Annotated in this window: 25 protein-coding genes; 20 read left to right on the top strand and 5 right to left on the bottom strand. The window is 46.2% G+C overall.

All coding sequences use genetic code 11. The annotated features are described in order from the left end of the window. The first annotated feature begins 87 nt into the window (after positions 1-87). From ung to DWV34_RS00290, 4 genes are read left to right on the top strand one after another with little or no spacing between them, the layout of a single operon-like run. Complete coding sequence (gene ung / locus DWV34_RS00305) at positions 88-762, top strand: uracil-DNA glycosylase (protein WP_006568712.1); 675 nt, start codon at positions 88-90, stop codon at positions 760-762. A 9-nt stretch (positions 763-771) separates the two neighbouring features. Next, positions 772-1,557, top strand: coding sequence for a Cof-type HAD-IIB family hydrolase (locus DWV34_RS00300; RefSeq protein ID WP_006568711.1), 786 nt, complete (start codon positions 772-774; stop codon positions 1,555-1,557). A gap of 9 nt (positions 1,558-1,566) precedes the next feature. Next, a complete protein-coding gene (locus DWV34_RS00295) occupies positions 1,567-2,694 on the top strand; it encodes a transglutaminase domain-containing protein (RefSeq protein ID WP_006568710.1) in 1,128 nt (375 codons plus the stop codon). A gap of 19 nt (positions 2,695-2,713) precedes the next feature. Then, the gene (locus DWV34_RS00290) at positions 2,714-3,838 is read left to right on the top strand and encodes a D-alanyl-D-alanine carboxypeptidase family protein (RefSeq protein ID WP_009289213.1); all 1,125 of its coding nucleotides are present in this window, start codon (positions 2,714-2,716) and stop codon (positions 3,836-3,838) included. Positions 3,839-3,889: 51 nt separating this feature from the next. Here DWV34_RS00290 and DWV34_RS00285 read toward each other — a convergent pair whose 3' ends face one another. The 3 genes from DWV34_RS00285 to DWV34_RS00275 all read right to left on the bottom strand — a co-directional run bounded on the left by DWV34_RS00285 (position 3,890) and on the right by DWV34_RS00275 (position 5,950). After that, entirely contained in the window at positions 3,890-4,447 is a 558-nt protein-coding gene (locus tag DWV34_RS00285; RefSeq protein ID WP_009289212.1) for a hypothetical protein, read from the bottom strand. A 1-nt stretch (position 4,448) separates the two neighbouring features. After that, on the bottom strand, positions 4,449-4,871 hold the full coding sequence (bilQ, locus tag DWV34_RS00280; protein ID WP_118475041.1) for a bilirubin utilization transcriptional regulator BilQ: 423 nt from the start codon (positions 4,869-4,871) through the stop codon (positions 4,449-4,451). A 161-nt stretch (positions 4,872-5,032) separates the two neighbouring features. Beyond that, positions 5,033-5,950 (bottom strand): diacylglycerol/lipid kinase family protein, encoded by a 918-nt coding sequence (locus DWV34_RS00275; RefSeq protein ID WP_009289211.1) that lies wholly within the window; start codon positions 5,948-5,950, stop codon positions 5,033-5,035. 184 nt (positions 5,951-6,134) lie between these two features. Here DWV34_RS00275 and DWV34_RS00270 point away from each other — a divergent pair, with 184 nt between their 5' ends. The 3 genes from DWV34_RS00270 to DWV34_RS00260 all read left to right on the top strand — a co-directional run bounded on the left by DWV34_RS00270 (position 6,135) and on the right by DWV34_RS00260 (position 9,221). Then, entirely contained in the window at positions 6,135-7,250 is a 1,116-nt protein-coding gene (locus tag DWV34_RS00270) for an RNA polymerase sigma factor (protein ID WP_118475039.1), read from the top strand. Positions 7,251-7,365: 115 nt separating this feature from the next. Further along, a complete protein-coding gene (locus DWV34_RS00265) occupies positions 7,366-8,775 on the top strand; it encodes an EAL domain-containing protein (protein WP_243000792.1) in 1,410 nt (469 codons plus the stop codon). 230 nt (positions 8,776-9,005) lie between these two features. Further along, positions 9,006-9,221: a hypothetical protein gene (locus DWV34_RS00260; RefSeq protein WP_225103648.1), complete on the top strand. Its 216-nt coding sequence runs from the start codon at positions 9,006-9,008 to the stop codon at positions 9,219-9,221. Positions 9,222-9,246: 25 nt separating this feature from the next. Here the strand turns inward: DWV34_RS00260 and rpoN are convergent, their stop codons facing one another. Together rpoN and DWV34_RS00250 are read right to left on the bottom strand one after the other, a co-directional pair. After that, positions 9,247-10,530 carry an RNA polymerase factor sigma-54 gene (gene rpoN / locus DWV34_RS00255; protein WP_009289208.1) on the bottom strand — a complete coding sequence of 428 codons (1,284 nt, stop codon included), beginning with the start codon at positions 10,528-10,530 and terminating at the stop codon, positions 9,247-9,249. Between the two features lie 39 nt (positions 10,531-10,569). Further along, positions 10,570-10,992 carry a PTS sugar transporter subunit IIA gene (locus tag DWV34_RS00250; RefSeq protein WP_006568699.1) on the bottom strand — a complete coding sequence of 141 codons (423 nt, stop codon included), beginning with the start codon at positions 10,990-10,992 and terminating at the stop codon, positions 10,570-10,572. Between the two features lie 210 nt (positions 10,993-11,202). On the opposite strand from DWV34_RS00250, the gene DWV34_RS00245 reads away from it, so the two are divergent. The 13 genes from DWV34_RS00245 to DWV34_RS00185 all read left to right on the top strand — a co-directional run bounded on the left by DWV34_RS00245 (position 11,203) and on the right by DWV34_RS00185 (position 25,119). Continuing rightward, positions 11,203-13,965: a sigma 54-interacting transcriptional regulator gene (locus DWV34_RS00245; RefSeq protein ID WP_009289207.1), complete on the top strand. Its 2,763-nt coding sequence runs from the start codon at positions 11,203-11,205 to the stop codon at positions 13,963-13,965. 127 nt (positions 13,966-14,092) lie between these two features. Then, positions 14,093-14,968, top strand: coding sequence for a class II fructose-bisphosphate aldolase (locus DWV34_RS00240; RefSeq protein WP_009289206.1), 876 nt, complete (start codon positions 14,093-14,095; stop codon positions 14,966-14,968). Beyond that, the gene (locus tag DWV34_RS00235) at positions 14,946-15,818 is read left to right on the top strand and encodes a sugar phosphate isomerase/epimerase family protein (RefSeq protein WP_225103649.1); all 873 of its coding nucleotides are present in this window, start codon (positions 14,946-14,948) and stop codon (positions 15,816-15,818) included. Before DWV34_RS00240 ends, DWV34_RS00235 begins: the two co-directional genes overlap by 23 nt. Positions 15,819-15,835: 17 nt before the next feature. Further along, the gene (locus DWV34_RS00230; RefSeq protein ID WP_006568695.1) at positions 15,836-16,888 is read left to right on the top strand and encodes a zinc-dependent alcohol dehydrogenase; all 1,053 of its coding nucleotides are present in this window, start codon (positions 15,836-15,838) and stop codon (positions 16,886-16,888) included. A gap of 24 nt (positions 16,889-16,912) precedes the next feature. Continuing rightward, positions 16,913-17,392, top strand: a complete 480-nt coding sequence (locus DWV34_RS00225) for a PTS sugar transporter subunit IIB (protein ID WP_006568694.1) — start codon at positions 16,913-16,915, stop codon at positions 17,390-17,392. 15 nt (positions 17,393-17,407) lie between these two features. Next, positions 17,408-18,178: a PTS mannose/fructose/sorbose/N-acetylgalactosamine transporter subunit IIC gene (locus DWV34_RS00220; protein WP_006568693.1), complete on the top strand. Its 771-nt coding sequence runs from the start codon at positions 17,408-17,410 to the stop codon at positions 18,176-18,178. Next, a complete protein-coding gene (locus DWV34_RS00215; RefSeq protein WP_009289205.1) occupies positions 18,168-18,977 on the top strand; it encodes a PTS system mannose/fructose/sorbose family transporter subunit IID in 810 nt (269 codons plus the stop codon). Before DWV34_RS00220 ends, DWV34_RS00215 begins: the two co-directional genes overlap by 11 nt. A 12-nt stretch (positions 18,978-18,989) precedes the next feature. After that, a complete protein-coding gene (locus DWV34_RS00210; protein WP_006568691.1) occupies positions 18,990-20,180 on the top strand; it encodes a mannitol dehydrogenase in 1,191 nt (396 codons plus the stop codon). Between the two features lie 15 nt (positions 20,181-20,195). Next, positions 20,196-21,158: an aldo/keto reductase gene (locus tag DWV34_RS00205; RefSeq protein WP_006568690.1), complete on the top strand. Its 963-nt coding sequence runs from the start codon at positions 20,196-20,198 to the stop codon at positions 21,156-21,158. Then, positions 21,155-21,415, top strand: a complete 261-nt coding sequence (locus DWV34_RS00200; RefSeq protein ID WP_006568689.1) for an HPr family phosphocarrier protein — start codon at positions 21,155-21,157, stop codon at positions 21,413-21,415. The genes DWV34_RS00205 and DWV34_RS00200 overlap by 4 nt, the downstream gene beginning before the upstream one ends. A gap of 238 nt (positions 21,416-21,653) precedes the next feature. Continuing rightward, positions 21,654-22,043 (top strand): hypothetical protein, encoded by a 390-nt coding sequence (locus DWV34_RS00195; protein ID WP_225103650.1) that lies wholly within the window; start codon positions 21,654-21,656, stop codon positions 22,041-22,043. Beyond that, complete coding sequence (locus DWV34_RS00190; RefSeq protein WP_006568687.1) at positions 22,027-22,539, top strand: hypothetical protein; 513 nt, start codon at positions 22,027-22,029, stop codon at positions 22,537-22,539. Before DWV34_RS00195 ends, DWV34_RS00190 begins: the two co-directional genes overlap by 17 nt. 168 nt (positions 22,540-22,707) lie before the next feature. Continuing rightward, positions 22,708-25,119, top strand: coding sequence for a pyruvate formate lyase family protein (locus DWV34_RS00185; RefSeq protein WP_006568686.1), 2,412 nt, complete (start codon positions 22,708-22,710; stop codon positions 25,117-25,119). The last annotated feature ends 2 nt before the right edge of the window (positions 25,120-25,121 follow it).

Here is a 25,121-nt window from a genome sequence, read left to right as displayed (position 1 = left end):
TTCTTGGGTTTGCAAAACAGGGCCTGATAGTTTATAATACACACGTATATTATAAAGAAATTTAAGGAACAGATTGGAGAACAGAGTATGCCACCGATTACAAATGACTGGGCTGAGCATCTGAAAGAAGAATACAAAAAGCCGTATTATAAAAAGCTGTATCAGACAGTGACGGCTGAGTACGCACAGAAGAACATCTTTCCGCCGGCGGATGATATTTTTAACGCGTTCCACCTGACGCCTTTGAGCAGGGTAAAGGTGGTCATCTTAGGCCAGGACCCATACCACAATGTAGGACAGGCCCACGGGCTTTCTTTTTCCGTAAAGCCGGGAGTACAGACGCCGCCGTCCCTGGTCAACATTTACCAGGAACTGCACGAGGATCTGGGCTGCTACATACCAAACAACGGATATCTGACCAAATGGGCCGAACAGGGAGTTCTGCTGTTAAATACAGTACTGACCGTCCAGGCGCACAAGGCCAATTCCCACAAGGATATCGGATGGGAAGAGTTTACGGACGCCGCGATCCGCATATTAAATGAGCAGGACCGTCCGATCGTCTATCTTCTGTGGGGACGGAATGCCCAGAATAAAAAATGGATGCTTACCAATCCGAAGCATCTGGTACTTGAAGCGCCTCACCCGAGTCCTTTTTCTGCGTCCAGAGGGTTTTTCGGATGCCGTCATTTCAGCAGAACCAATGAATTTCTGAAAGAGCACGGCATTGAACCGGTGGACTGGCAGATCGAGAATATATAGGAGTGAAGCATGAATAAAATTGTATTTTTAGACATCGACGGCACTCTGTACTGTGACGGGATTGGTATTCCGGAGTCCGCTCAGAGAGCCGTGGCTGAGCTGATGGACAAAGGCTGCAAAGTAGTGCTCTGTACCGGAAGGGCTTACGGCATGGTGCCGGAATCCTATATGGAACAGGGCTTTCACGGAATGATCGCTGCGGCAGGAGCCCATGTGATCTGTGAAGGCAGGGAATTGTGCAATCAGAAGGTTTCCGGTGAGAATCTCCAAAAGGTCATTGATTACGGACAAAACAGCAGGATCGGGATTATTTTGGAAGGCGTCAAAGGAAGTTACTATGACCCGGATAATCAGGATGATTTATATCTGAAGGTGGTAGAGAGGCTGAGAGAGACTACGACCCCTTATGTCTATCCGTTATCACAGGCAGAGGAAGTCAACAAATGGACATATCACCACATGGATTTCGCACAGAAGGACTTTGTAGAGGAGATGACCGGGGGAGTCATGACCGGGATCATACATAAAGAGGTAAACTCCGTAGAGTTTATTCCTTCAGGAATTAATAAAGCCACCGGTATTAAAATGGTGCTGGATCACTTTGGAATCGACCGGAAAGACAGCTACGCATTTGGAGACAGCGCCAATGACATTGAGATGTTAAATTATGTTCAATACGGGGTTGCCATGGGAAATGCAGTCCCTGAACTGCTTGAGCAGGCCAAATACAAAACGGAGCCTGCGGACCGGGATGGCCTGGCGCTGGGACTGAAACGCCTGGGGCTGATCGGGTAGGAGCTGCCTATGAAAAAAGTCCTGAAAGCATTTGCATCTGTCCTTCTGCTGGTACTGGTCTTTACGCTGCCCAATATGGTGTCATCGATCCAGAGCCGCATTCACCAGAAGGAACAAAAGAAGATTGTCACAGAGGTAAAAAAGACCCACAAAGACCTGTTTGAGACCAAGTACGGTTATCAGAGCCTCTCAAAAGAGGGCAAAAGGGTTTACAGCCTCATGTACTACGGGATTTTCAACAGAAAAAAAGAGATCGAGATTGAACAGGTTACCACAAAGCGGATGGAGGACATTTTAAAACAGATGGAATCCGACTGTCCTGAACTGTTCTGGTTCGACTTTACCGGAAATATCAAATGGAAGACATCGGGAACGAAGAAAAACGTCGTGTTCCTGCCCCATTATATTTTTACAAAAGAGCAGACCAAACAGTACGATAAGAAACTGAAGAAAAATCTTGCATTGTATCTTTCCTATGCAGACAAAAAAGAGACGGAATATGAGAAGGCCTATACGGTTTATGAGCATCTGACCAGGAGGATCTCCTACCGGGAGGGCAGCAAATATAATCAAAACCTGATCAGCGGCATGGTCAATGAAGAGACCGTCTGTACAGGATATGCCAAGAGTCTTCAGTATATTTATCAGAAGATGGGCATCCCGTGCCGGATGGTGTACGGAAGGGCCAATGGACAGAATCATGCGTGGAATCTGGTACAGATCGAAGGTGCTGACTGTTATGTAGACCCTACCTGGGGAAGCAATAATCAGAAGATGTCCAAAGGGTTTTTTGGGATGACAGAGGAGGAACTTCTTCGGGGGCACACGCTGGATCAGGGACTCAAGGTGCCCAAATGCAGTTCAAAGAAGAACAATTATTATGTGAGACAGAATCATTACTACAGGCAGTTTGAATTGGGGAAGATCTATAACCAGCTCTGTGAACAGAAAAATCAGGGGCAGATCAGTTTTCAGATGGGCAGCCGGACGGAATATGAGAAGGCACACCGGCAGCTGATCGCCGACAGAAAGATTTTTGATCTGCTGAAAAGAGTGCCCGGTTTCGGGGCAAAAAAGATGGAAGTGACTTACTATACGGACCGCCAGCTATACATTATGACATTTAATTTCAAATAAGAATCATGAGGAAAAACATATGAAAAAATTTGTAAAACGATTACTGGTGATGCTCACTGCAGCTGTACTGGTGACAGCAGGGACCGTGCCGGCGAAGGCGGCAGAGAGAGGACTTGCGACAAAGGAAGACACAAACGCCGATAAGCCGTCGATCAACGGAGTCTGCGGAATACTGATGGATGCCAAGACCGGAAAGATCCTATATGCAAAAAACATTGACAAGAAAAGCTATCCGGCCAGCATCACTAAGATTCTTACGACCCTGGTGGCGATAGAAAATAACGATGATCTGTACTCCACGGTCAAATTCTCCAGACATGCCGTAAACAGCATTGAGCCTGGAAGCACTCACATCGGCATCAAGGCCGGCGAGGAGATCCCGCTCATGGACGTTCTGTACGGTATCATGCTGGAATCCGCAAATGAAGCCTGCAATGGTGTAGCGGAGCATACAAGCGGCAGTATCGAAAAATTTGCAGACCTGATGAATAAGAAAGCGAAAGAGATCGGCTGCAAGGGGTCTCATTTTATGAATCCCAACGGCCTTCACAATGATAAGCACTATGTCACTGCCAGGGATATGGCGCTGATCACGAAAGCGGCTCTTCAAAATCCAATGTTCCGCAAGATCGCATGTTCTTCCCATTATTTTATGTCAGGAACCAACAAGGAGAAAAAGGGCAGAGAATTATGGAACCACCACAAGATGGTAAAACAGACGATGTTTTTATACAAAGGCGTGGAGGGCGGAAAGACCGGATATACGACCAGAGCCGGCGGTACTCTCGTAACTTTTGCAAAGCGCGGGGAAACGGAGCTGATCTCTGTGATCCTGCGGGGAAACGGATATGAATTGTACAGGGATACGATTAAACTGTTTGACTATGGCTTTAAGAATTATAAATCCGTGGCGCCTTTTGCGGGATTAAACTGCGACCTCTCTGAAAATCAGGAAAATCCGGTCACTCAGATGGCATGCAAACTCTCTCCGTACCAGCTTCCGCTGGGCGGCAGCTTAAGTGACTTTTCTGTTCTGCTGACCAAGGATCAGGACTCTGCCGAGCTGAAAGTATACACCGAGAACAATAAAATCTATGCCTCTTATGGGGATGAAGATCTGGGATCAACCAAGATCAGTTATTAAAAAATATCTAATGCCGGAAAAGTCTTTTCTAAAGATTTTTCCGGCATTATTTTAAGAATGTTCAGCTCTTTTGTAAATAATCGGATTGTCATATCCAAAAGTTTTCTTTCCGTTTACTTCCATTATTTCAGAAACTTCTAAATACTCTTCAGAAAAGCGTTCAAATAAGGTGAATTTCAGCACAGGGGAAAACATGCTTGTGCTGCCGCCTTCCCATATATTGTCCTTTTCCGTATACAGTGCCGGTGTGAATTTTTCTGATGGTTTCAGATCCTTGAAATCAACAGGGGTTAAATTTTCATAGGTAAATGTGTCTTTTTTATATCCATCGGGAGTCTCATAAGAAGTCAGTTTCACTCCGTCAGCTCTCTCGGTAAATAAAAACAGGTGGGGTGATGCGTGCGTTTTTCCGTCCGATGTATAGTAAGTTTCTTCAAGCATGAAGACTCCTTTGAAAGCTGGAGGCAGATTCCTGATTTTATCATTGCAGACCGTATTTACGTGTTCAGCAAAAGGAAATTCAATTCCATTCTTTTTCATAGTTTCATATTGTTCAGAGTTATGAAATCTGCCCGTTAAAAGGCTGATAAATTTGTTTAACTGTTCCATGTCAGAACCTCCCATCTTCCGAAAATGCTATTTTCTTCATCAGTTCCATTAAATTTTGTTTTTCATTGTCCGAGAGAGGATTTAAGATAACGCTGTCCCACTCCCAGAATAAATTATGGCTCATTTCAAAGGCTTCCCGGCCTTTCGGAGTCAGACTTATGATATTGGCCCGTTTGTCTTTGGTACTTTTCTTTTGCTTGAGCAGGCCGTTTTCTATGAGTTTTGAAAGTGTTCTGTTCAGATGGCCCGCATCCAGCTTTAAGGCAAGGGATATTTCTTTGGGCGAACATGTTTCTTTCTTGCCGACAAAAATAAGAATAAACAGCTGTCCGTAAGTTACATTGATCTCTGCGAGTTTTTCCGTACAATACTGCGTAAAACACTTACGGAGAACTGACACATAAAAAGCAAATGATTCTGTCATTCATGATTTCCTCCATTTATTTGACTAAGTCAAATATAATTCAAAAGATTGACTTTGTCAAGTAATATAAGATAGTAAAAAAACCGGTATCCCAACCGTCAGATTTTTGATCTGGTGTTTGGGAACCGGTTTATGAAGCTGTCTGGTTTTTATATCTGAGATCACTGTGGATCCTGTCTCTGCACAAGGATATTTAACGCTTCCGGAACGATAGAAATCCTTACAGGGAGCCCTTCGCTCAAAATCTCACCGTCGTAGTCAATGGCGATCTCGTTGTCTGTGGATGCCTGTTCGATAAAGATTTCTTTCGTCTGAAAATACTCGATGGACGGGTGATTTTGGTGGCTGCCCTGGAGCCATTTGACGATCAGATCCGGAGTTGTTAAAAACTCGATCTTTTTAAGGATCAGGACGTCCAGATAGCCGTCTGACACAGAAGCCAGCGGTGCGGCAGTCGGGAAACCTCCAACACTTTTTGAATTGGCCACTAAAAAGACCATGGTTTCCGTGGTCTCTGAAAATTCACTGCTGGTATACTTTAATACCATGTTTTTGGAAAACTGCTTTGGAAGTTCTTTGATGCCTTCCAGATAATACGCCATCTTCCCGAGGACTGCCTTCTTGTCTTTCGGAACTTTATAAGCAATATCGGTGAGCAGGCCGCCGGCAAGGACATTGATAAAATATTCATCATTGACCTTTCCGATATCTACTTTCTTCGTCTGGAAATTCTTTATCATGCTGCAGAATTCCCTGGCTGTTTGAGGCAGGTTCATATAAGTGGCAAAGTCATTGACAGTTCCTGCGGAGATGATAGCCAGGGGGATATTACTCTGGCTGACTACAAGTCCGTTGGACACTTCGTTTAAAGTACCGTCGCCGCCTACAGAGACAACATAGTCGTATTCTCCGGGCTTTAAGGCTGCCGCCCGGTGTTTTGCATCATCTTTTTTCTTTGTATAAAAAACATCAATGTGCGGAGTGATTTGTTTTAAAATCAAAGTCGACATGATTTCCTGCAGTGTGGCTTCAATATTTTGTTTCCCCGAAGAGGGATTGATGATAAATAAGGCTTTCATGAGATCCTCCTTGTTATATTCCATTCTCCGCGATTATGTACGGAAGATTATTTTACTTAGAGTTTACCATAGAAAAGTTACTGCCGCAATGTACAAAAAACTTGCTGTTACAATGAATTCCTTTTGTATTTATGAAAAATCTATTTTATAGTGAGAATGAACGAAGGAGAAAGGATAAGGAGAGATGAGGGACGGGAACTTCTATAAAAATCTTTGTCCGTATGTGAAGAGGGCAAAGCAGGGAGATGAGAGAGCATATGAATATCTGTATCGGCAGACATACGACCAGGCCAGACTGTTTGTATTGAATTTCTGCGGAAATGCCACTGAGGCAGAGGATATTTTACAGGATGTTTTTATCGAGATTTACAGGAATCTTCCTGCTCTGAAAGATAATATGGCGTTTTGTGCATGGCAGCGGCAGATTGCATACCGGTGCTGTCTTAGGAATGCCAAAAAGAACAGTCAGACCGACATACTTGGAAACGAAGTGGTGGATTTTATCCAGAGTATGTCTTCTAAGGAGCCGGAACCTCAGAAGTTTATTTTGGAGGATGAGAAGACAAGAATCCTCCATGAGTGCATAAAGAATCTTCCGGAGAAGCAGAGAGCCGCGATTATCCTGAGTGCTCTGGAACAGCTGAAGATGAAAGAGATCGCCCAGATCATGGACTGTAATGTAAACGCGGTGAAAAACTTTTTGTTCCATGGACGGAAAAATCTGAAAAAACAGATCGAAAGCCTTCCGAAAGCAGACAGAGAGGCTTTGAAAATCAGGGGATTTGGTTTCTTTGCTTTATATCCGATTCTCAGGGGGTCTTTGTATACTGCGGGAAGCAATACGGGAAAAGGAGTGGTGGCCATGAAAAAGGCGGCCCTCGGAGCAGCAATTGCGGTCGGAGCCGGTACAGCCGGTTTTGTGATGCTTCATGAAGATCCTCTTCCGGCAGTTGATTTCGGAGGCTTCGAGACTCCTCAGGTGCAGATGGAGACAAAAAATCTGGAAGGGATCAAGATTCCCCAAAAGCCCAAACCGAAGCCTGAACCAAAAAAGATTACCCCGGCTTCTATACTCCAGGCAAAGGTGGAAAAGAAGGGCGGACGTTTGGCGATCTATGTGGACGGGGATGTGGATTACGTGAAGACTTATGCCCTCGGAAAATCCGGAAAGAAAGTCGCAGGACTCACCTGTGACACGAGCCGGGAGATCTTCTATGTACCGCCTAAGACAGAGGACTTTAAATTATATTTGATGGACAAGGCAGGAGATCAAAGAATATTTGAATTTAACAGGGAGTAAAAGAGGCTTTTAAAGGCCTTTTTTTCTAACCTTTTTCAGAATAGAAGTTTCTTATAAAGTCAAAAAATCACCCAAGAAAGAGTGCACTTGAGGGCAAAAAAGGACGGATAGAACAATGAAAAAGCAATGGATGAGATGTCTGGCTGCAGTTTCTCTGATCACAGTCATGGGAACAGGAAATGGCTGGAAAACCGGGGGGGGGGATGAGGCTTTTACAGAAAAACAGTTAAAAGGGCTTTCCATAGTGACAGGCAAGCAGGAGAATGATTCAGACTTTCCTTATGATAATCTGACCTATGCGGATAAGACTCAGCCGAAATACCAGATGATAAATGGAGGTGAGAAGGCCGAAGAACCGGGAGCACCAAAAAGGGCCGGCTACACCTTCGGCGGATGGTATTATATTGATGAAAACGGAAAAGAAACAGAGTGGGATTTTAATAAACCGGTGAACGGTAATATGAGACTGACAGCGAAATGGGATCCGGTGCCAAAAGAACCCTCATCAGAAGAAAAGAAGCCGGCGGAAAAGAAGAAAATAAAAACAGAGAGAAAAAAGAAAATACCGCAGAAATGGAAGTACAGAGAGGTAAAAGAAGAAAGAAAAATCCGTGTTGTAAGAACCGGTGGGGCTGAGTATGTTGTGCTCTGCCCTGAAATATCCAGGGAGGAATTCCACAGCAGGGTGTCAGCGCTGAGGAGGGAAACCGAGCACAACGAGGAACTGAATATTTCCATCGGAGCAGTCTGGGATGCGGGAAGACGGGGAGTCAAAGAGCAGGTCAGCTATGCAGAAGACTTAATGTACATCGAAAAGCAGTCATACTACAAAAAAACCTTGAACGCAGAATACAACCGCAGATCGGCAGTTGCCAAGAAACTCTTAAGAGACATTGAACAGGGAAGGTTTGTTGTACATCTTCAGCCTAAGGTTGAAATTGAGACAGGAAGGATCATAGGTGCAGAGGCTCTTGTGAGAAAAATACAAAAGGACGGCAGTCTGATTATGCCGGATGCATTTATTCCGATCTATGAATTGGAAAATGTCATCTGCCACGTTGATTTATATGTACTGGAGGAAGTCTGCAGGATTCTCAGACAGTGGGAGCAGACGGGTTCTGACTCCCTTACCATTTCCGTTAACCTCTCGCGGGTTACTTTAATGGAGAAAGATGTCGCAAACAGAATTCTGAATGTCTGCCGGAAGTATGACGTGGACCCTTCCCAAATATGTATAGAGATCACAGAGAGCTCGTCCAAGATCCGGCTGGAAGAGCTGAGCCGGAAGGCAGAAGAATTTATTGGAGCGGGATTTAAGATTTCCCTGGACGATTACGGAACCAAATATTCAAATCTGGCCATACTGTCTGCCATTGATTTTAATGAGATTAAGCTGGACAAGAGCCTGATTGACGGTTTGGAGAAGAATGAAAAGTCGCAGGTGCTCGTCCGGTATGTGATTCAGATGTGCCGGACCTTGAACCAGATGATTCCGATCGCGGAGGGAATCGAAACTGAAGGGTAGATCAATATACTGAAAAATCTGGGCTGTGACTTCGGACAGGGATATTATTTTTCAAAACCAATATCGGTCAAAGATTTCTTTAACAGATATATGGAGGCAGAAGTAAAGGCAAATTGAATCTTTCGGTGGGATGAGCAGGATATGCAAAGACACGGTGACATCGCTTACAAAGAGTGGTAAAATAAAAGCAGAACAATCGGAACATCAAACAGAGAGATGGGGTGACTGCTGTGAAGAAATTAATCCGATATACAAACCGTTTCATGAGACATGCAGACTGGAAGGATCTCGTAATGATTAAGCTCTGTGCCTGCGCTGCCGGAGTCATGTGGGGACTGGCACTTCCGAAGAAGCTGCACAAAGCGGCGGCCTTTACAGTGACGGCACTGTTTACCGCCACATATCTGCCGGAGATCATGAAATTTTTTAAAGTGAACAGATTATAAGGACGATGATTAGACAGCCGGGATATTAAATTCGGCTGTCTATTTTTCGGTCATAAGTCCCTTTAATCCCCATCTGTTCCCTGTATTTAGCCACGGTCCTCCGTGAAATAGAAAATCCCTTTTCTTTCAGAAGCAGCGATAGTTTCTGATCACTGAATGGCTTCTTCGGATCTTCCCGGGACACCATTTCTTTTAATATCCCTTTGATATCTACCGCACTGACCTGGGCACCAGCAGCAGGGGAGGAGCCGGAAAATAATGATTTCATAGAGATGATGCCGCAGGGAAACTGCAGGTATTTTCCTTTGACACCCCTGCTCACCGTGGAAACATGCATTCCAATATCCTCTGCCACTTCGTTCATTGTCATAGGTCTCAGAAAGCCGTGATTTTTTAAAAACTCCGGCTGTCTTGAGAGAATGGATTCGGTGATCCTGATCATCGTATTTCTGCGCTGTTCAATGCTTGCGATGATAAAACGGCATCGCTCATATTTCTGCTGGAAATATTCTTTCAGCTGGGGGTCTTTTGTGCCTCTGAGCATACGGACATAATAATCATTCAGAGAATAATTCCCCACCCAGTCGTCATTGAGCCGGATATCCCACTGATTCCCCTGACAGGTCACGATGATGTCCGGGGTGATGTATTCGATTTTTTCTGTGGAAAATCCCTGAAGAGGCTTGGAATTCAGGTTCCGGATCACGGCGATATGCTTTCGGACCTCTGCTGTGCTGATATGAAGGCTTCTGGAGACGGTGCTGATGTGTCCGAGGGCGATATCGTCCAGGTGATTTTGTATAATCTTTTCCATGACCGGCGTTCTTTTTCCGAGGAAATCAAGCTGCCGTAAGAGGCACTCCGGAAGGCTGCGGGAAAAAATGCCCACGGGCTCCAGGCCGGACAAAGTTTCATAGCACGTTTTTATCTCTTCCAAAGGAATTGCCAGAAGGGCCGAGACTTCTTCAAAAGAAATCCTGAAAAATCCGCCGGAGTCCAGGCAGTCAATCATAAAGTTCATTGTCCGCCATTCACTTTCTGTGTAATCATTTTGGTTCAGCTGATCCAAAAGATATGTCTTAACCATGTCGGTGGCTTCTTCCGGAATATCAAAATCCTGTGTTTCTGATACAGTGAAAGAAGAACCGGAAGGTGTATGGTCGAGAATCGGGTTTTCTATGTATTCATTCTGCAGAAATTCAGAAAGCTCTCCGTTATCCAGTGACAGAATATGCAGCGACTGGATCTGAGACTGAGACATCTGCTGTTTCTGGTGAAGCTCTAAAGCGGAGCGGTAAGACGGGGCCAAAAAATCTCCTCCTTTCCTGCGGTTTGATCCGTGAGGAACTTAAAATGTGTCACAGGCAGGGCACGCCTGATCTAAGAGCAGATTGCAGTAGCAGATCTGCTCCCTGGAATTGTCCACGGCTGTTTCCAACGCCTTTTTTGTGTCTGGGGCATTCAGACAGGAGACCAGTTCAAAGAGCAGCGGAAGATTGACTCCTGCGATCAGGTGGATATTTTTCTGTGACAGATATTTCATAAACTCATTGTTGACACTGCCGCCGAAAATATCGGTGGCAATAATCAGTTCTTCGTCCGGACCCAGTCCGTCTATGATCTCCCTGACCGGAGTTTCCACTTCTGACATATCGTCTGTATAGGCACAGAGTGTGGAAACAGAGTCCTGCCTTCCGGTCACCAGTTCCATTGCATTTCTAATTCCGTCAGCAAATGTGCTGTGGGTTGCGATCAATAATCTTTTTTTCATGTTTCTTTCACCTCGTTGAATGATAGTATATTTGCCTGGGCATAACACTGATTTACAACTGTATATAGAGCAAATTCCGTGCCAAGAACTAGTGTCAAAAGAAATTTGAATCTGAGAAATCATCTTGCGGAATGCCTTGATTGACAAATGGCAGGAAGCTGGCATAATGAAAATAAATTATGCAGTACAAATGAGATGAGGTAGAGGGATATGCTGAAGGAAAAGTTATTGTCATATATAAAAGAACAAACAAAACAGGCTGATTTTGATCATGTGGATAAGTCCTGCACGGCGGATGAGATGTCGGGGATCTTTACGGTGAAACGGAATACAGTCAGTCACTATCTAAACAAAGAAGTGGGGAAATCTTTATTTAAGGTCAATACAAGGCCTGTTTTGTTTTTTGATGCCAAAGTGTTTGAAGAGCGGTTTTTTAAACCTGAGAAACCGGTCTATGCAAGTCTCGAGGAACTTTTTATGGAACATACAGAGGCAGAGAGAAAGTCCCGGGAGGCTGACGATCCGCTGGAAAGTATGATTGGGGCCCGGGGAAGTCTTAAAAAGGCTATCGAGCAGATCAAGACTTCCGTATTTTATCCGAATACAAGCCTGCCGGTATTTCTCCACGGGGATACCGGGGCCGGAAAGAGTTACATGGCCCGGCAGATTTATGAGTTTTCTGTCTGTCATGGGGTACTTCCGGAAGGGGCGCCGTTCATCACGCTGAATTGTGCCCAGTACGCCAACAATGTGGAGTTGTTGTCCAGCAATCTGTTCGGATATGTAAAAGGAGCGTTTACAGGGGCATACGGTACATCCAAGGGACTTTTGGAGGCAGCAGACGGAGGGATGCTGTTTTTGGATGAAGTGCACCGCCTGAACAATGAAAGTCAGGAAAAACTGTTCATTTTTTTGGACCAGGGAATCTTCCGCCGGATGGGAGAAAGTGAAGGGTGGCATAAGGCAAAAGTCAGGATCGTTATGGCTACCACAGAAGATCTCGCTTCCAATTTTCTGGACACATTTCTGCGCAGGGTGCCTATTGTGGTGGAAATCCCTGATCTCATGGAGCGGGGATACCAGGAGCGGATGCAGTTTATTTACCGCTTTTTTATTCAGGAGAGCAAGGTGCTGGAGAGAACATTTTCAGTTTCGGGAAATGTGCTGGACGCGCTGGCAGGACATAACTTTAAGGGGAATGTGGGCGAACTCCAGAATACCATCAAATATCTCTGTGCCACAACTTACGCAAAAAATAAAGAAAAGGAAAAGATCGCACTCCGTCTGGGGGATCTGCCGGACGAGATCATTTCGGAGATCGCCCAGAACGACGGAATGAAGATTAAGAAGAGCCAGGAAGTGCTGATCACGCCGGAGTCCAGGCCTGAGACGGCTGCAGGTGCGGACACGGAAGAATCTATACATTACAGGGAACTGTTTGAAAAACTCAATTCCATCTATGAAGAATTCCAAAGCCAGGGATATGCTCTGGACCAATTTGAGAAACGGTGCTTCCATGCGGTCAGCGACATGCTGGACCGCCTCATCTATCAGCAGAGTAAGGAGTCGGAAACTATGCTCATGCGCTATGTGATCGGCAGTGTCCACGAGGCTTTCCGGTATGTGGAATACAGCTGCAATGTTCGATTCGGGGGCAATGTCCTCCACGCTGCGGCAGCCTATTTCTTCTATCTGAACGGTCATCCTGCGGAATATGAGTCCGGGGGAAAAGTATCGGGGCAGTTTCTTTCGTTTGCGGAGGAACATTACAGACAGGAAACGCAGCTCGTTAAGAGGATGATGGATCTGCTTTCCGCGAAGATGGATTTAAATGTAACGGAGGCGGACCTGCTCCCTCTCGTGCTCTATTTTAAGAGCCTGAATGTGAAGTCACAGGACGGCAGGACTAAAGCCATCATTTTAGCCCACGGATATGCCACGGCAAGCAGTATTGCCAATGTGGCCAACCGGCTTTTGGAAGAAACAATATTTGAGGCGGTGGATATGCCCATAGATAAAAAGATGGAAGATATTGTCCTATGGATCAAAGAATATATTGAGCTTCATGATCTGAGCAGCGGCCTTCTGTTTCTGGTGGACACAGGCTCCCTGATGGACATTTATGAGGAACTCAGCGATATGCTCAGAGTGCCCGTAGCCATCGTAAACAACATTTCCACGCAGATGGCGGTGAACGCCGGACAGATGGTGAAACAGAAGTACCGTCTGGAGGACATTCTCTTAAGGCTGAAGAAATACAATCAGACCGAATACCAGATGATCTATCCGAAGATAGACAAGCAGAAAGTGATCCTGACCTGCTGTCTTACCGGGACCGGGACCGCAGAGCAGATCCGGGGCCTGATCGACGACAGTATTCCTTCGGACATTGATATTACGGTGGTCTCCTACGACTATGACCAGCTGAACAATCAGTCAACGGCCGATGCCCTGTTGGACGGCTACGACATCCTGGGAGTCATAGGGACTGTAAATCCAAAGCTTTCCGGCATCGAGTTCATACCTCTTGAGGAGGTTGTGTCAGGGGAGGCGGAGAGGAAGATGGAAAAGATCCTGTCCCCGGTTATCTCTCATGAGCGCATACAGGAGATCAATGACCATCTCGTGAGAAACTTTTCTGTCCGGCAGCTGATCGGTTCCCTGACGATCCTGGATACGGACAAGATCATGAACCACATCGAGGACTGTCTGAAACAATATGAGGTCACGGACGGGAAAGCACTTTCAAACAGTACAAAGATCAATCTTTTCATTCATGTGGGATGTCTTGCGGAGCGCCTGATCAGGAGGAGCCCGATCGAAGACTATCCTGATATCGATGCATTTGAGGCAGAACGGACAGAAGAGATTGCAAAAATACGGAGTGCCTTTAGTGGGATAGAAAACACTTACAGTGTCAAAATCCCACTGTCTGAAATCGGATATATTTATGACATTATAAATGGAATATAAGATAATCAGCGGTTTGCGGAGCCAGAGACAAAAGCGTGACACTAAGTTGGCACGCTTTTTGTTGTATAAATGGACAGAAAGCAAAAAACATCACATTTATATGATCTGGGAAGGAGAACTACATACAATGATTATTTCAATGGGAGAAATGCTTGGCAAGGCAAAGAAAGAAGGATACGGGGTGGCGGCCCCAAATGTATTCAACAGAGAGACGATCGAGGCATCTTTTCTGGCCGCAGGAAAACTAAAAGCGCCGGTGATCCTTGATGTGGCTTCTGTCCACGGCATTTACGAGTGTGCAGACCTGGCGAGGTTTTATGCAGCCAGATATCCGGAAGTACCCGTGGCGGTGAATCTGGACCACGGCGGCGCCTTTGAGGATATCATACAGGCGATCCACGCCGGATTCAGTTCTGTCATGATCGACCGTTCCACACTTCTGTATGAGGAAAACGTAAGAGAAGTAAAGGAAATCGTAAAAGTGGCTCATGCGGTCGGCGTTTCCGTAGAAGCAGAGCTTGGTCATGTGGGTCAGGGCGACGAATATGAGGAGACAAGAGATGCGGGACTGACCAAATTGGAAGAAGCACAGTCCTATGTGGAAGAAACCGGAATTGACTGCCTGGCTGTGGCCGTGGGAACGTCGCATGGAGTGTATAAAGGAACTCCTCATCTGGAATTTGAACTTCTCTCCACTTTATCAAAAGAAATCAAGATTCCTCTTGTACTCCACGGAGGTTCCGGCACAGGAGATGACAATCTTGCCAAAGCAGTGAAGACCGGAATACAGAAAGTCAATTTAAACACAGATTTAAGCGAGGCAGGAAAGAATGCACTGAGGAAAGCCCTTGAGAGCAGCGCGCCAAGAAAAGATGTTAAGGCCGCAGGAGAGTTTGCACCGAAGAAAATGAACATGCAGCAGACCATCGCAGCGGGAACCGAGGGATTTCAGGAAGTGCTGGAACACTACATGAGGCTGTTTGATTCACAGAACCGGTGGTAAACCTATGGATCTGATCGACAGGAAACAGCCCGCTCCCATGAATCATATCTTCCGCTTTTATGAGTTTAAGGACTATCTGAGGGCGGCAGCAGAAAGCGGCTATGAGAGCATTGACCTTTGGACATGCGGAGCCCACTATTTTGTGGATGCCCATACTCATGAGGAAACAAAAAGCCTCAAAAGGATGCTTGGAGACTATGGGCTGAAAGCGGTGAGCATGACGCCGGAGCAGTCCTGTCCGAAGCCATTTCACATGGCCGCAAAAAGACCGGAGATCAGAAAAAAGGCGAAACGCTATTTTCAGCATATGATCCGGGCGGCGTCAGAACTTGACTGTGACAGAGTGCTGATCACATCCGGCTGGCAGTTCTTTTCCGAAGACAGGGAAGAAGCCTGGAAAAGGAGTGAGGAAATGGTCGGGGAACTCTGCAGATTTTCAGAGGATTACGGCGTATATCTGACTATGGAGACCTTATCGAAGAAGAGCACCAGGCTGTGCAACCGGCTTGAAGATGTAAAACGGATGATGGAAGCGGTCAACTCCGGACAGTTTGCCGTGACCGCAGACATCCATACGATCCACAATGCCGGAGAATCCCTCCAGGACTGGTTTGATGCATTTGGAAAACGGCTGAATTTGGTACACTTTATGGATTACAGAGACGGCGCCTTTTCCCATCTCAAATGGGGAGACGGAACTTGTGACCTGGAAGGGACACTGAAATTACTGGATCAAAACGATTACAGAGGGCCGCTGGTGCTGGAGTATACAGACAGCAGATATTTTGAAGACCCGGCGGCAGTCTATGAGGATACGATGAAAAGATTGAAACCATATATCAGGAGATAGAGAAAGAGGTAAGCGAAATGGCAAAAACAGAGACGACAAGATTTGCAGTGATCGAACAGGAACGGGTGGTGAAAGTACATGAGCGGAAGATTCCGGAACTGAAAGCCGATGAGGTGCTGATCAAAAACGGAGCCTGCAACATTTGTACGACAGATTACGGACAGTGGACCGGGGCCAGAAAGAATCTGAAGTTTCCTATGGCATTCGGGCATGAATTCAGCGGGACGATCGTTGATATGGGATCGGAGGTAAAAGGATTTGAAATAGGAGAGCCGGTTGGCATCGGCTATGACAACTGCGGGAAATGTGAGTTCTGCAAAAAGGGCCTCACAAGTGAGTGTGTGACTCTGGGAGAAGGAAGGAATAAACTTTCACCGGACGGTTACCACGGAGGCTTCGGCTGCTCTGAGTATGTGGTCAAGCCGTACCGCTCTCTGTTTAAGATGGACCCGTCCATCGATCCTTCCGAGGCGGCATTTGTGGAACCGGTTGGCACGGTCTGCCAGGGACTGCGCAAATTAAGAGTGTCCGCGGGAGAAAAAGTGGTCGTCATCGGAGCCGGAACCATGGGGATTCTGAATGCACTGGCGTTAAAGGCAGAAGGATGCGATGTGCTCATCACGGAAATGATGGAGAAAAAACTTAAAGTAGCAAGAAATCTGGGACTTCACGCAGTGGATGTATCTAAGGAAGATCCGGTGGAAAAAGTAAAAGAATGGACGGACGGACGCGGCGCCGATGCGGTCATCCTGGCGGTAGGTGTCACGGCGGCCAATGATCAGGCCCTTGAGATGGTGAAACATCTTCACGGAAGAATTCTATTATTTGCCGCAGGATATCCGGCTCCGGAACTGCATGTGGATTCCAACCTGATTCATTACAGAAAAATGGAGCTGATCGGAACATTTTCAGCGGATCTCTGTGACTTTAAAAAAGCCGCGGAGCTGATCAGCGAAAAGAAAATTGACCTGTCTAAACTTGTGGAGGCAAAATATCCGCTGGATCAGGTGCAGGAAGCCTTCGAGGCCGCTGTTGTCCCCGGAGCTTACAGGGTCAGCGTAGTATTTTAAGAAAAGAATGAGGAGGGATTACCTATGATTAAGAAATTAAGAGTCGATTATCGTCTGGTACACGGACAGGTGGCGATCTCCTGGTCCAGGGCGCTGGGAGTGGATTGCATCCTGGTGGCAAATGATGAGGTGGCAAAAGATGAGATGCGCCAGTCTATGCTGCGTATTTCCAAACCCCAGGGAATTAAGCTGGTCATCAAATCTATGGAGGATTCCATTAAGGCCATCAAGTCAGGCGTCACTGACAAGTATAAATTGTTTATTGTGGTCAACAACGTAAAGGACGTGGAAAGGCTGACAGATGCCGTTCCGGAGATCAACGATGTAAACCTGGGAGTACTTCCGGCAGTGGAGGGAAGCAGGGCACTGAGTAAGGCAATCAACGTGACCGCAGACGACACAGAAACTCTGAAACACCTGCTTTCTAAGGGTATCCGCATGGAAATACAGCAGGTACCCACAGAAACCGCTGTAAAAGTTACGGAAAAACTGTTGGAGAGTTAGAAGGGAGAGAGGGATATGTTAACAAAAGCGCTGCTTGTGGGGCTGATTTTAGGCCTCTGCAAAATGGAATATTTTTTTGGGTACTGCATGATTTGCCGACCGATTGTCATTTCCACGCTGACTGGACTGGTTCTTGGAGATCCGGTGCAGGGTGTGATTCTTGGAAGCGTATTGGAACTAATGTTTATCGGGTCTTTTCCTATCGGAGCGGCAGTGAGTCCCGACTATGGCTCTGCGGGAGCTATCTGTACGGCATTTGCCATTATAACAACCGGAGGAAAGGCCGTGGCTACTACTCTTGCAGTGCCGATCGCCCTGCTCGGAGGCTTTATCTTTATCGGGTGTAAACTGATGAACGCGGCATTCGGACAGGTCATGATGAAGAAGATCGAGAAGGACAATACAAGGGCTGCAGGAAGAATTTATCTCTTTGGTGCATTTTTCACTAGTTTTGTTGTTTACTTTTTGTATGGCTTCCTGTCCATCTATGCGGGAAGCACTGCGGTGCAGGCAGCCGTCAATGCCATCCCTAAGGTGGTCATCAACGGGCTTGCCTCTGCGGCCAACCTGCTCCCGGCCATTGGTTTTGCCCTGCTTCTTAAAATGATCATCAGCAAGAAAATGGCACCGTACTTCTTTGTGGGATTTATGCTGGCGGCTTATCTAAAACTGCCGACCATTGCGGTGACATTGTTTGCAGTCATGATGGTACTGATCATCTTATCCAACCAGAAAAATACGCCGGAGACGGCAGAGGCCTATGGAGGTGACGAAAATGAGTTCTAAGTTAAACAAGAAAGATTTAAAACAGATTTTTATCCGGTATCTTGCGCTGAATGCCATGAACGATTATCCGGGACAGATGCACAATGGCTACACTTTCAGCCTGATGCCGGCCATTGATAAGATTTATGACAAGAAAGAAGACAGGATAGAGGCAAAGAAACGCCATATGGAATACTTCAATATTACTCCGAATATTGCGGGATTTGCCCTGGGGATTTCTGCGGCAATGGAGGAGGAAAATGAAAAAAATCCAGACTTCGACGCCACGAGTATCAATGCGGTAAAAACAGGTCTCATGGGCCCGCTGTCAGCCATCGGAGATACTTTATTTCCTTCTACGCTGAGAATCCTTGCCACATCCTTAGTCATCGGCATGGCTGCCGCGGGAAATGTGTTTGCTCCGGTCTTATTCCTGCTGATGTACAACATTCCGAATGTGCTGGCCCGCTGGTACAGCTTAAAATACGGGTACAGTATGGGAACAGAATTCCTGCTGAAATCCGAGAAGTCCGGAATCATGGACAAAGTTTCCTATGCCTGCTCTGTGGTCGGACTCATGGCCATCGGCGCTATGATCGTGGCTACGGTCAACGTGTCTACGCCAATCACTATCGGGGATGTGAAAAACGGCGGAATGGTACTCCAAACAACATTGGACAGCATCATGCCGAAAATTCTCTCCCTTGGCCTGGTTGGTACAATCTACTGGCTGCTCGGCAAAGGAGTCAAAGTCGTGCCTCTCCTGATCGGCACCATGGTTGTGGGAGTCGTCTTATTTGCACTGGGCATCATCGCATAGGAGGTCTTGACATTGAAAAAACAGAAAAAAGAACTGCTGGTCATCGGAGCAGGAAATATCGGACGGGGCGTCATCGGAGGGCTGTTTTATGAATCCGGTTATCATCTGTACTTATATGACATCATGGCAGAGCGGATGGAACAGCTGAAAAAACAGGGTACCTATCTGATCGAGAGAGTCGGCGCCGAAGAAAAACGGCGTGTGCTTGTAAAAGGATTTGACGTCCTGGACTGTTCAGACGAAAAAGATCTGGTCCTGCACATGGAACAGGTGGATCTGATTGCCTGCTGTGTCTATGAGGGGGCATTTGAGAGCATCGCGCAGAATCTGGCTCAGGCCATAAAGGTCAGAAGCAGGGAAAATGCAGGGAACTTTAACATCCTGCTCTGCGTCAACGCCCTTGGGGCTCCGGATTTCTTTGAAAAACGTCTTGGGGAATTGTTGAAAGGTGATGAGGAAGCGCTGGCTTATCTGAAAGAAAAGACAGGAATCTGTCAGGTTATGGTCGGCATGGCAGCTATGCCGTCTTCCAAAGAGCTGATGGAAGAAGACCCGTTTGCCGTCACAACCAAACTGGACGGACACATCGGTATTGACGCGGAAGCGTTTAAGGGAGAATTTCCAGAGGCAGAACAGGTAGGGAAATCGGTGAAAGCCAAAGCCCAGATTTACCGGAAAGTATATACAGGGAATATGAAGCACTGTATGACGGCATTTCTCGGGAAAGCAAAGGGATGTACTTACATTGCAGATACATATGACGATCCGTGGATCGATGACTTTATTTCCGGCGCCTTTTATGAAGCGGAAGAAGCGGTTTCCAGAGAGTATGGATTTACAGAAGAAGAGCGGAAAGAATGGGTGGATTTTATTATGAATGCGCCGAAAAACCGCAATTTAAAAGACGAGATCCGCAGAGTTGCCGCAGGGCCCAAAGGGAAACTCTCAAGAGGGAACCGTTTTACAGGACCAGCGCTTCTGTGTATGAAACATCATATCCTTCCGTATTATCTGGCGAAAGGAATCGCCTATGGATTCCTCTACCGGGATGAGGAAGAACCAGAGAGCATCGAGATCACGGATTACGTAAAGGAACATGGAATCCGGGAGGCCATAATGAAATACTGTGGACTGCTGCCGGATGAATGGGAGCTTTTAGATCTGATTGGAGCACAGTATCAAGAAGCATTGAAACAGAGATAGGATCAGGAGGAAATCATGAGATATAAACATTTTAAAAATGCAGGAGCAGATATATCAGCGCTGACCGTGGGAACATGGGGAATTGCGGGAGCCAATTCAGCGGGAGTCAGCTGGGGAGACGTGGATACAAAGGAATCCATCGCAGCCGTGCGCCGGATGGTGGAAAATGGGGTCAATATGGTGGATACCGCACCGATTTACGGGGAAGGACACTCAGAGGAGGTCGTTGGACAGGCGTTAAAAGGGATCAGGGATAAGGTATATTTGACGACCAAGTTTGGGTCTTATATTAATCATTTTACCGGTACGTCTGTGAGAGACTGCAAATATAATACCGTGGAGAGGGAGATTGACGAATCCTTAAAACGCCTTCAAACGGATTATATTGACTTTTATGTTATGCACTGGCCGGATGTAAATACGCCGATCGAAGAGACGATGGCAGCGGTCAATATGCTGAAAGAAAAAGGCAAGATCCGGTTTATCGGGATGTCCAACTCTCCGAAAGAGCTGATCATGGAAGCGCAGAAATATGCAAAGATCGATGTGATTCAGCCGCCGTTTTCTATGGTAAATCAGACGGAGAGAGAGCTGATGGAATGGGCGGAGACTCAGGGCATCGGCACCATGACGTATGGTTCCCTCGGCGCAGGAATTTTAACCGGGGCTATCAGGGAGTGTCCGGAGTATGATCCGAAAGATATGCGGCTCGTATTCTACCCATTTTTTAAAGAGCCGACATTTTCAAAGATCATGGAATTGTTAAAGACTCTGGATGCCATCGCAGAGGAACACGAAAAGCCGGTGGCACAGGTTTCGATTAACTGGAGTACACAGAAAAGCTTTGTGAGTACGGCGCTCACAGGTGTGAATACCCCGGCACAAGCCGATGAAAACTGCAGTGCTTTTGACTGGGAGCTTACAGAGGAAGAGATAGCAAGGATCGACAGCGAGATTAAGAGGCTTGAGATCGGATGAGTATGAGAAGAAAGATAAAGATCCAAAACAGCAGCGGTATTCATATTCGCACGGCGGCCGAGCTTGCAAATTTATGTGAAAATATGCCGTGTGACGTAAAGATCATGTGGAAGGACCGCACCTATGACGGAAAAAGCATCATAGAACTTCTCGATGCCAGGATACGTAAAGGGGACGAGATCATCCTTGAAGTTACAGGCAAAGAAGAAGATAAGACAATAAGAAAAATTGAAGACTGTATTCTTCGCTGGAGATAAGGAAGGACAGATGCCGAACAAAACGGGCATCTGTCCTTATTTACTTCCAGCGGAAATTATTTGACATTATAATTGACACACCTATCATAATCATACATGTTTGTATAAAAAGAGAAATTTCTGTTTAAAAAGGGGTATATTTTCAGTCATAAGAAAAGAGCATCAGATCAATACTTCCTAGAGCGACAAGGGACAGGTGTTCGACAGTTCTTCTGCAAAGAGTGGGGAAGACCACACCGTGAACTTCAAACCGGAGCCCGGTTACTATGTCGGCAAAGTAGTCGTGGATGGTGTCGGGAGAGATGATCTGAAAGACGCAGGAAGCATTCAGTTTAAGGGGGTGGCGTCTGATCATACGATTTACATAGAGTTTGTAAAGCATGATGGAAGCACAGCCGGAAAGCAGTTTGATATTTCTACTTCCATCGGAGGAGGAGAGGGAACGATTTCCCCGTCTTCCAAAGTTGAGGCCGGAACAAACAAAGAAGTACAGTGGAATCTAAAAGAAGGATATGAGGTTTCTGCAGTGATCATAGACGGAGTTACCAGGGATGATTTAAAAGAAGACAAAGGGAAGATATCATTCAGTGGCGCAGACCGGAACCATTCTTATGGAAGTTATTTATAAAAAGAAAGACAACAGTACACAGGGAAACCCTGACTTTATAGAGATTAAGACATCCAGGGAAGGAAAAGGAAGCATCACAGCAGGCGGAGATGTAGAAAAAGGTGGAAGCTATCAGGTTGTATGGAAGCCTGCCAAGGGATATGAAGTCCAGAAGGTCATTGTGGACGGAGTAGAACGGAAAGATCTTAAAAATGCTGGAAAAATTGACTTTAAGAATGTGAGCGGAAATCATACGGTAGAAGTTGTGTATCAGAAAGAACAGAAAAACAGCGGCAATACCGCAGATGATCCGTCAAAGAGCAAGAAGAAAAAGAAAAAAGATGATAACAGCGGTAAGTTTCATGCAGGCAGTTCAGAAACAAGATCCAATCGGGTTCTTAGAAAAGGCGTAGCTGAAACAGGAGACGAAGACAAGGGTGAAATGGAATTGATCTTTTTGATTGTGTCCGCGGCAGCAGTGTATATGGTCTTAAAGAAAAAGCGGGAGATTCATTAGGTCCCTGTTGTTGAGAAGAGCAAAAAAGGAATGCATTTAGGTGCATTCCTTTTTTGATGCGTAGAAAAATCAGCAAACGTATTTGACAATCACCGCAGATTGTTATACAGTGAAAGTGTAAATGCACACATTAGTGAAAATATGTGCACATAACAGAAAGGAGAAACTATGGAGGAAAGATTAAAAGCTTTAAAACAGCAGATACAGCAGCGAAATGATATGGGAGTGCGGTCCACTTATCTTTATAAATATATTGCGGATTCATTAAGGACGACAGAGAATGAACCGGTACAGATCAGAAGGGCGAAAGCTTTTGCCAATATACTGGAAGAAGTAAAATTAGAAGTCCTTCCGTATGAATTGATTGCCGGGAGTATGCTCGGCATGTGCCCGGTGTATGAGGAACGGATGACAGAGGAAGAACAGGAAAAGAAGTCTGTACAGACGATTGAGAACTATCGGAAGGAAAAAGCAGAAAATAAGAATCTTGACGGATCCATCGTGTTTGAAGAGGGCCATGCAAAAAGCTTTGAGGACGATTTCACCAGCAAAAAAAGCCGCTGGTCGCTGATGTCCAGAGTCCACCATGACGCCAGCATCGAATTTAAAGATCTGCAGAAGCAGATTGCATTGATGGAAGAGCGGTACGCCGGATGTAAAGATCTGGAACCGTATGAGATCGGAAGAGAGCTGGAACGCGCATTCAAGATCCCATATGCGGCAGAGGACAAAAAGCTGTACAATGAGCTCCCGTGGTTTGTGGGAAATCATTTGAATCTCAATTACGGGAGGGCTTTGCAGAAAGGTCTTTTACAAATGAAAGATGAGATCATCAGCCGGCTTGGCAGTTCGTCAGACCCGGAAAAGTCTGAATATTATGAGGCAGCCCGTATTGCGGTTGACGCAGTGATCCGATTTATCAAACGGTATGCGGATGAACTGGATCTGCACAGCCAGAATACCAACGTGACGGAGGAGAGAAGCAGAGAGTTAAAAAGGATGGCAGACATCTGCCGGAAGATTTCAGAGAAGCCTGCAAAATCATTTTATGAAGCCGTCCAGCTGACCTGGATGCTGCATATCATTGCCAATATCCAGGGCGGTTCTGCATTATCTTTCGGAAGACTGGATCAGTATTTATATCCGTATTTTAAGAAGGACACAGAGGAAGGCAGAATTACATACAGCGAGGCAAAAGAGCTGGTGGGATGCCTGTGGCTGAAGGTGAATGAGCCGAAGATGCGTACTGTACAGAGTGTTACATTGGGAGGGATTACCCCGGATGGAAAAGATGCGGCCAATGAGCTGACCCGGATCTGTCTTCAGACAGCAAAAGACGCCGGGATGCCTTATCCAAATGTGGGACTCCGGGTGAACCGTCTGAATCCTGACTGGATTTATGAGGAGGCACTGGAAACGATCAAAGCCGGATGCGGGCAGCCGATGCTGTTAAATGACGAGATATGGATCACAAATATGAAGAAGCTTGGATATCCGGAGGACCAGGCCAATGATTATTACAATATGGGATGCGTGGAGATCATGATTCCCGGGAAACAGCCCAACTGGGGAGTTACAGAGGCCATCGCATTTCCGGTCCTCATAGAAGAAGTTATGAGAAAATGGGGAGCAGGGGAAATTAAGATCCGGTCATTTGATGAGTTCATGGACGCATATTTACAGGAGATGGATATAGCAATAGAAGCTGACCGGCAGGAGGCACTGCAGAAGAAAGCCAATATGACAGAACGGTGTTATGATCCCTTTTCTTCAGTCTTGATCGATGGGTGCCTGGAACATGGAAAAGATATGCTGCAGGGCGGAAGCGAGTGTCCTGTGCACTGGTCTGTCTATGCCTACGGCATCGGAACTGCGGCTGACTCCCTGTGTGCAGTGAAAAAATTTGTCTTTGATGATCAGAAGGTGACACTGGAGCAGATGAAGGATGCGCTGGAGGCAGACTTTGAAGGTTATGAAGAACTGCGCGCCATGCTGGACCGCATGACACCTGCTTACGGCAATGGATTAGAAGAAGTGGACAGTATTGCGGACAAAGTCCTTACTCATTTCTCCAAATCGGTCTTTGAGCTGAATCACAATTCAGAAAAGGATAAATATGTGTCGACGCTCTTCGGTTACTTTTTCCACATTTATCACGGGGAAATTGTCGGTGCGACACCAAACGGCAGGCATAAAGGAGAACCGTTCAGTGACAGCATGGGACCGGGACAGGGAAAAGACGTAAAGGGCCCTACCAGGCTGCTCCATTCTGTCATCCGGCTGAATGATGACTATATAACGGGCGGATATGCCTTGAATTATAAGCTGAATCCTGCATTTTTAAATGAGGAAAAAGGGAGGCAGGCTGCCATCAGCCTCCTTAAGACCTACATAGAAAACAGAGGACCGCAGATCCAGGTTTATACAACAAATTTGGACGATATAAAAGATGCCCAGGTCCATCCTGAAAAGCACAGGGATTTGATCGTACGCGTAGGCGGTTACTGCGAGTTTTTTGTGAATCTCGACAGAGTGCTGCAGAACGAAATTATTGCAAGAACGATGTACGGGGAAGGATAGAG

The organism is Anaerostipes sp. AF04-45, assembly GCF_003461725.1.
Taxonomy (GTDB): Bacteria; Bacillota; Clostridia; order Lachnospirales; family Lachnospiraceae; genus Anaerostipes; species Anaerostipes caccae.
This window is presented reverse-complemented; position numbering and strand designations above follow the sequence as displayed.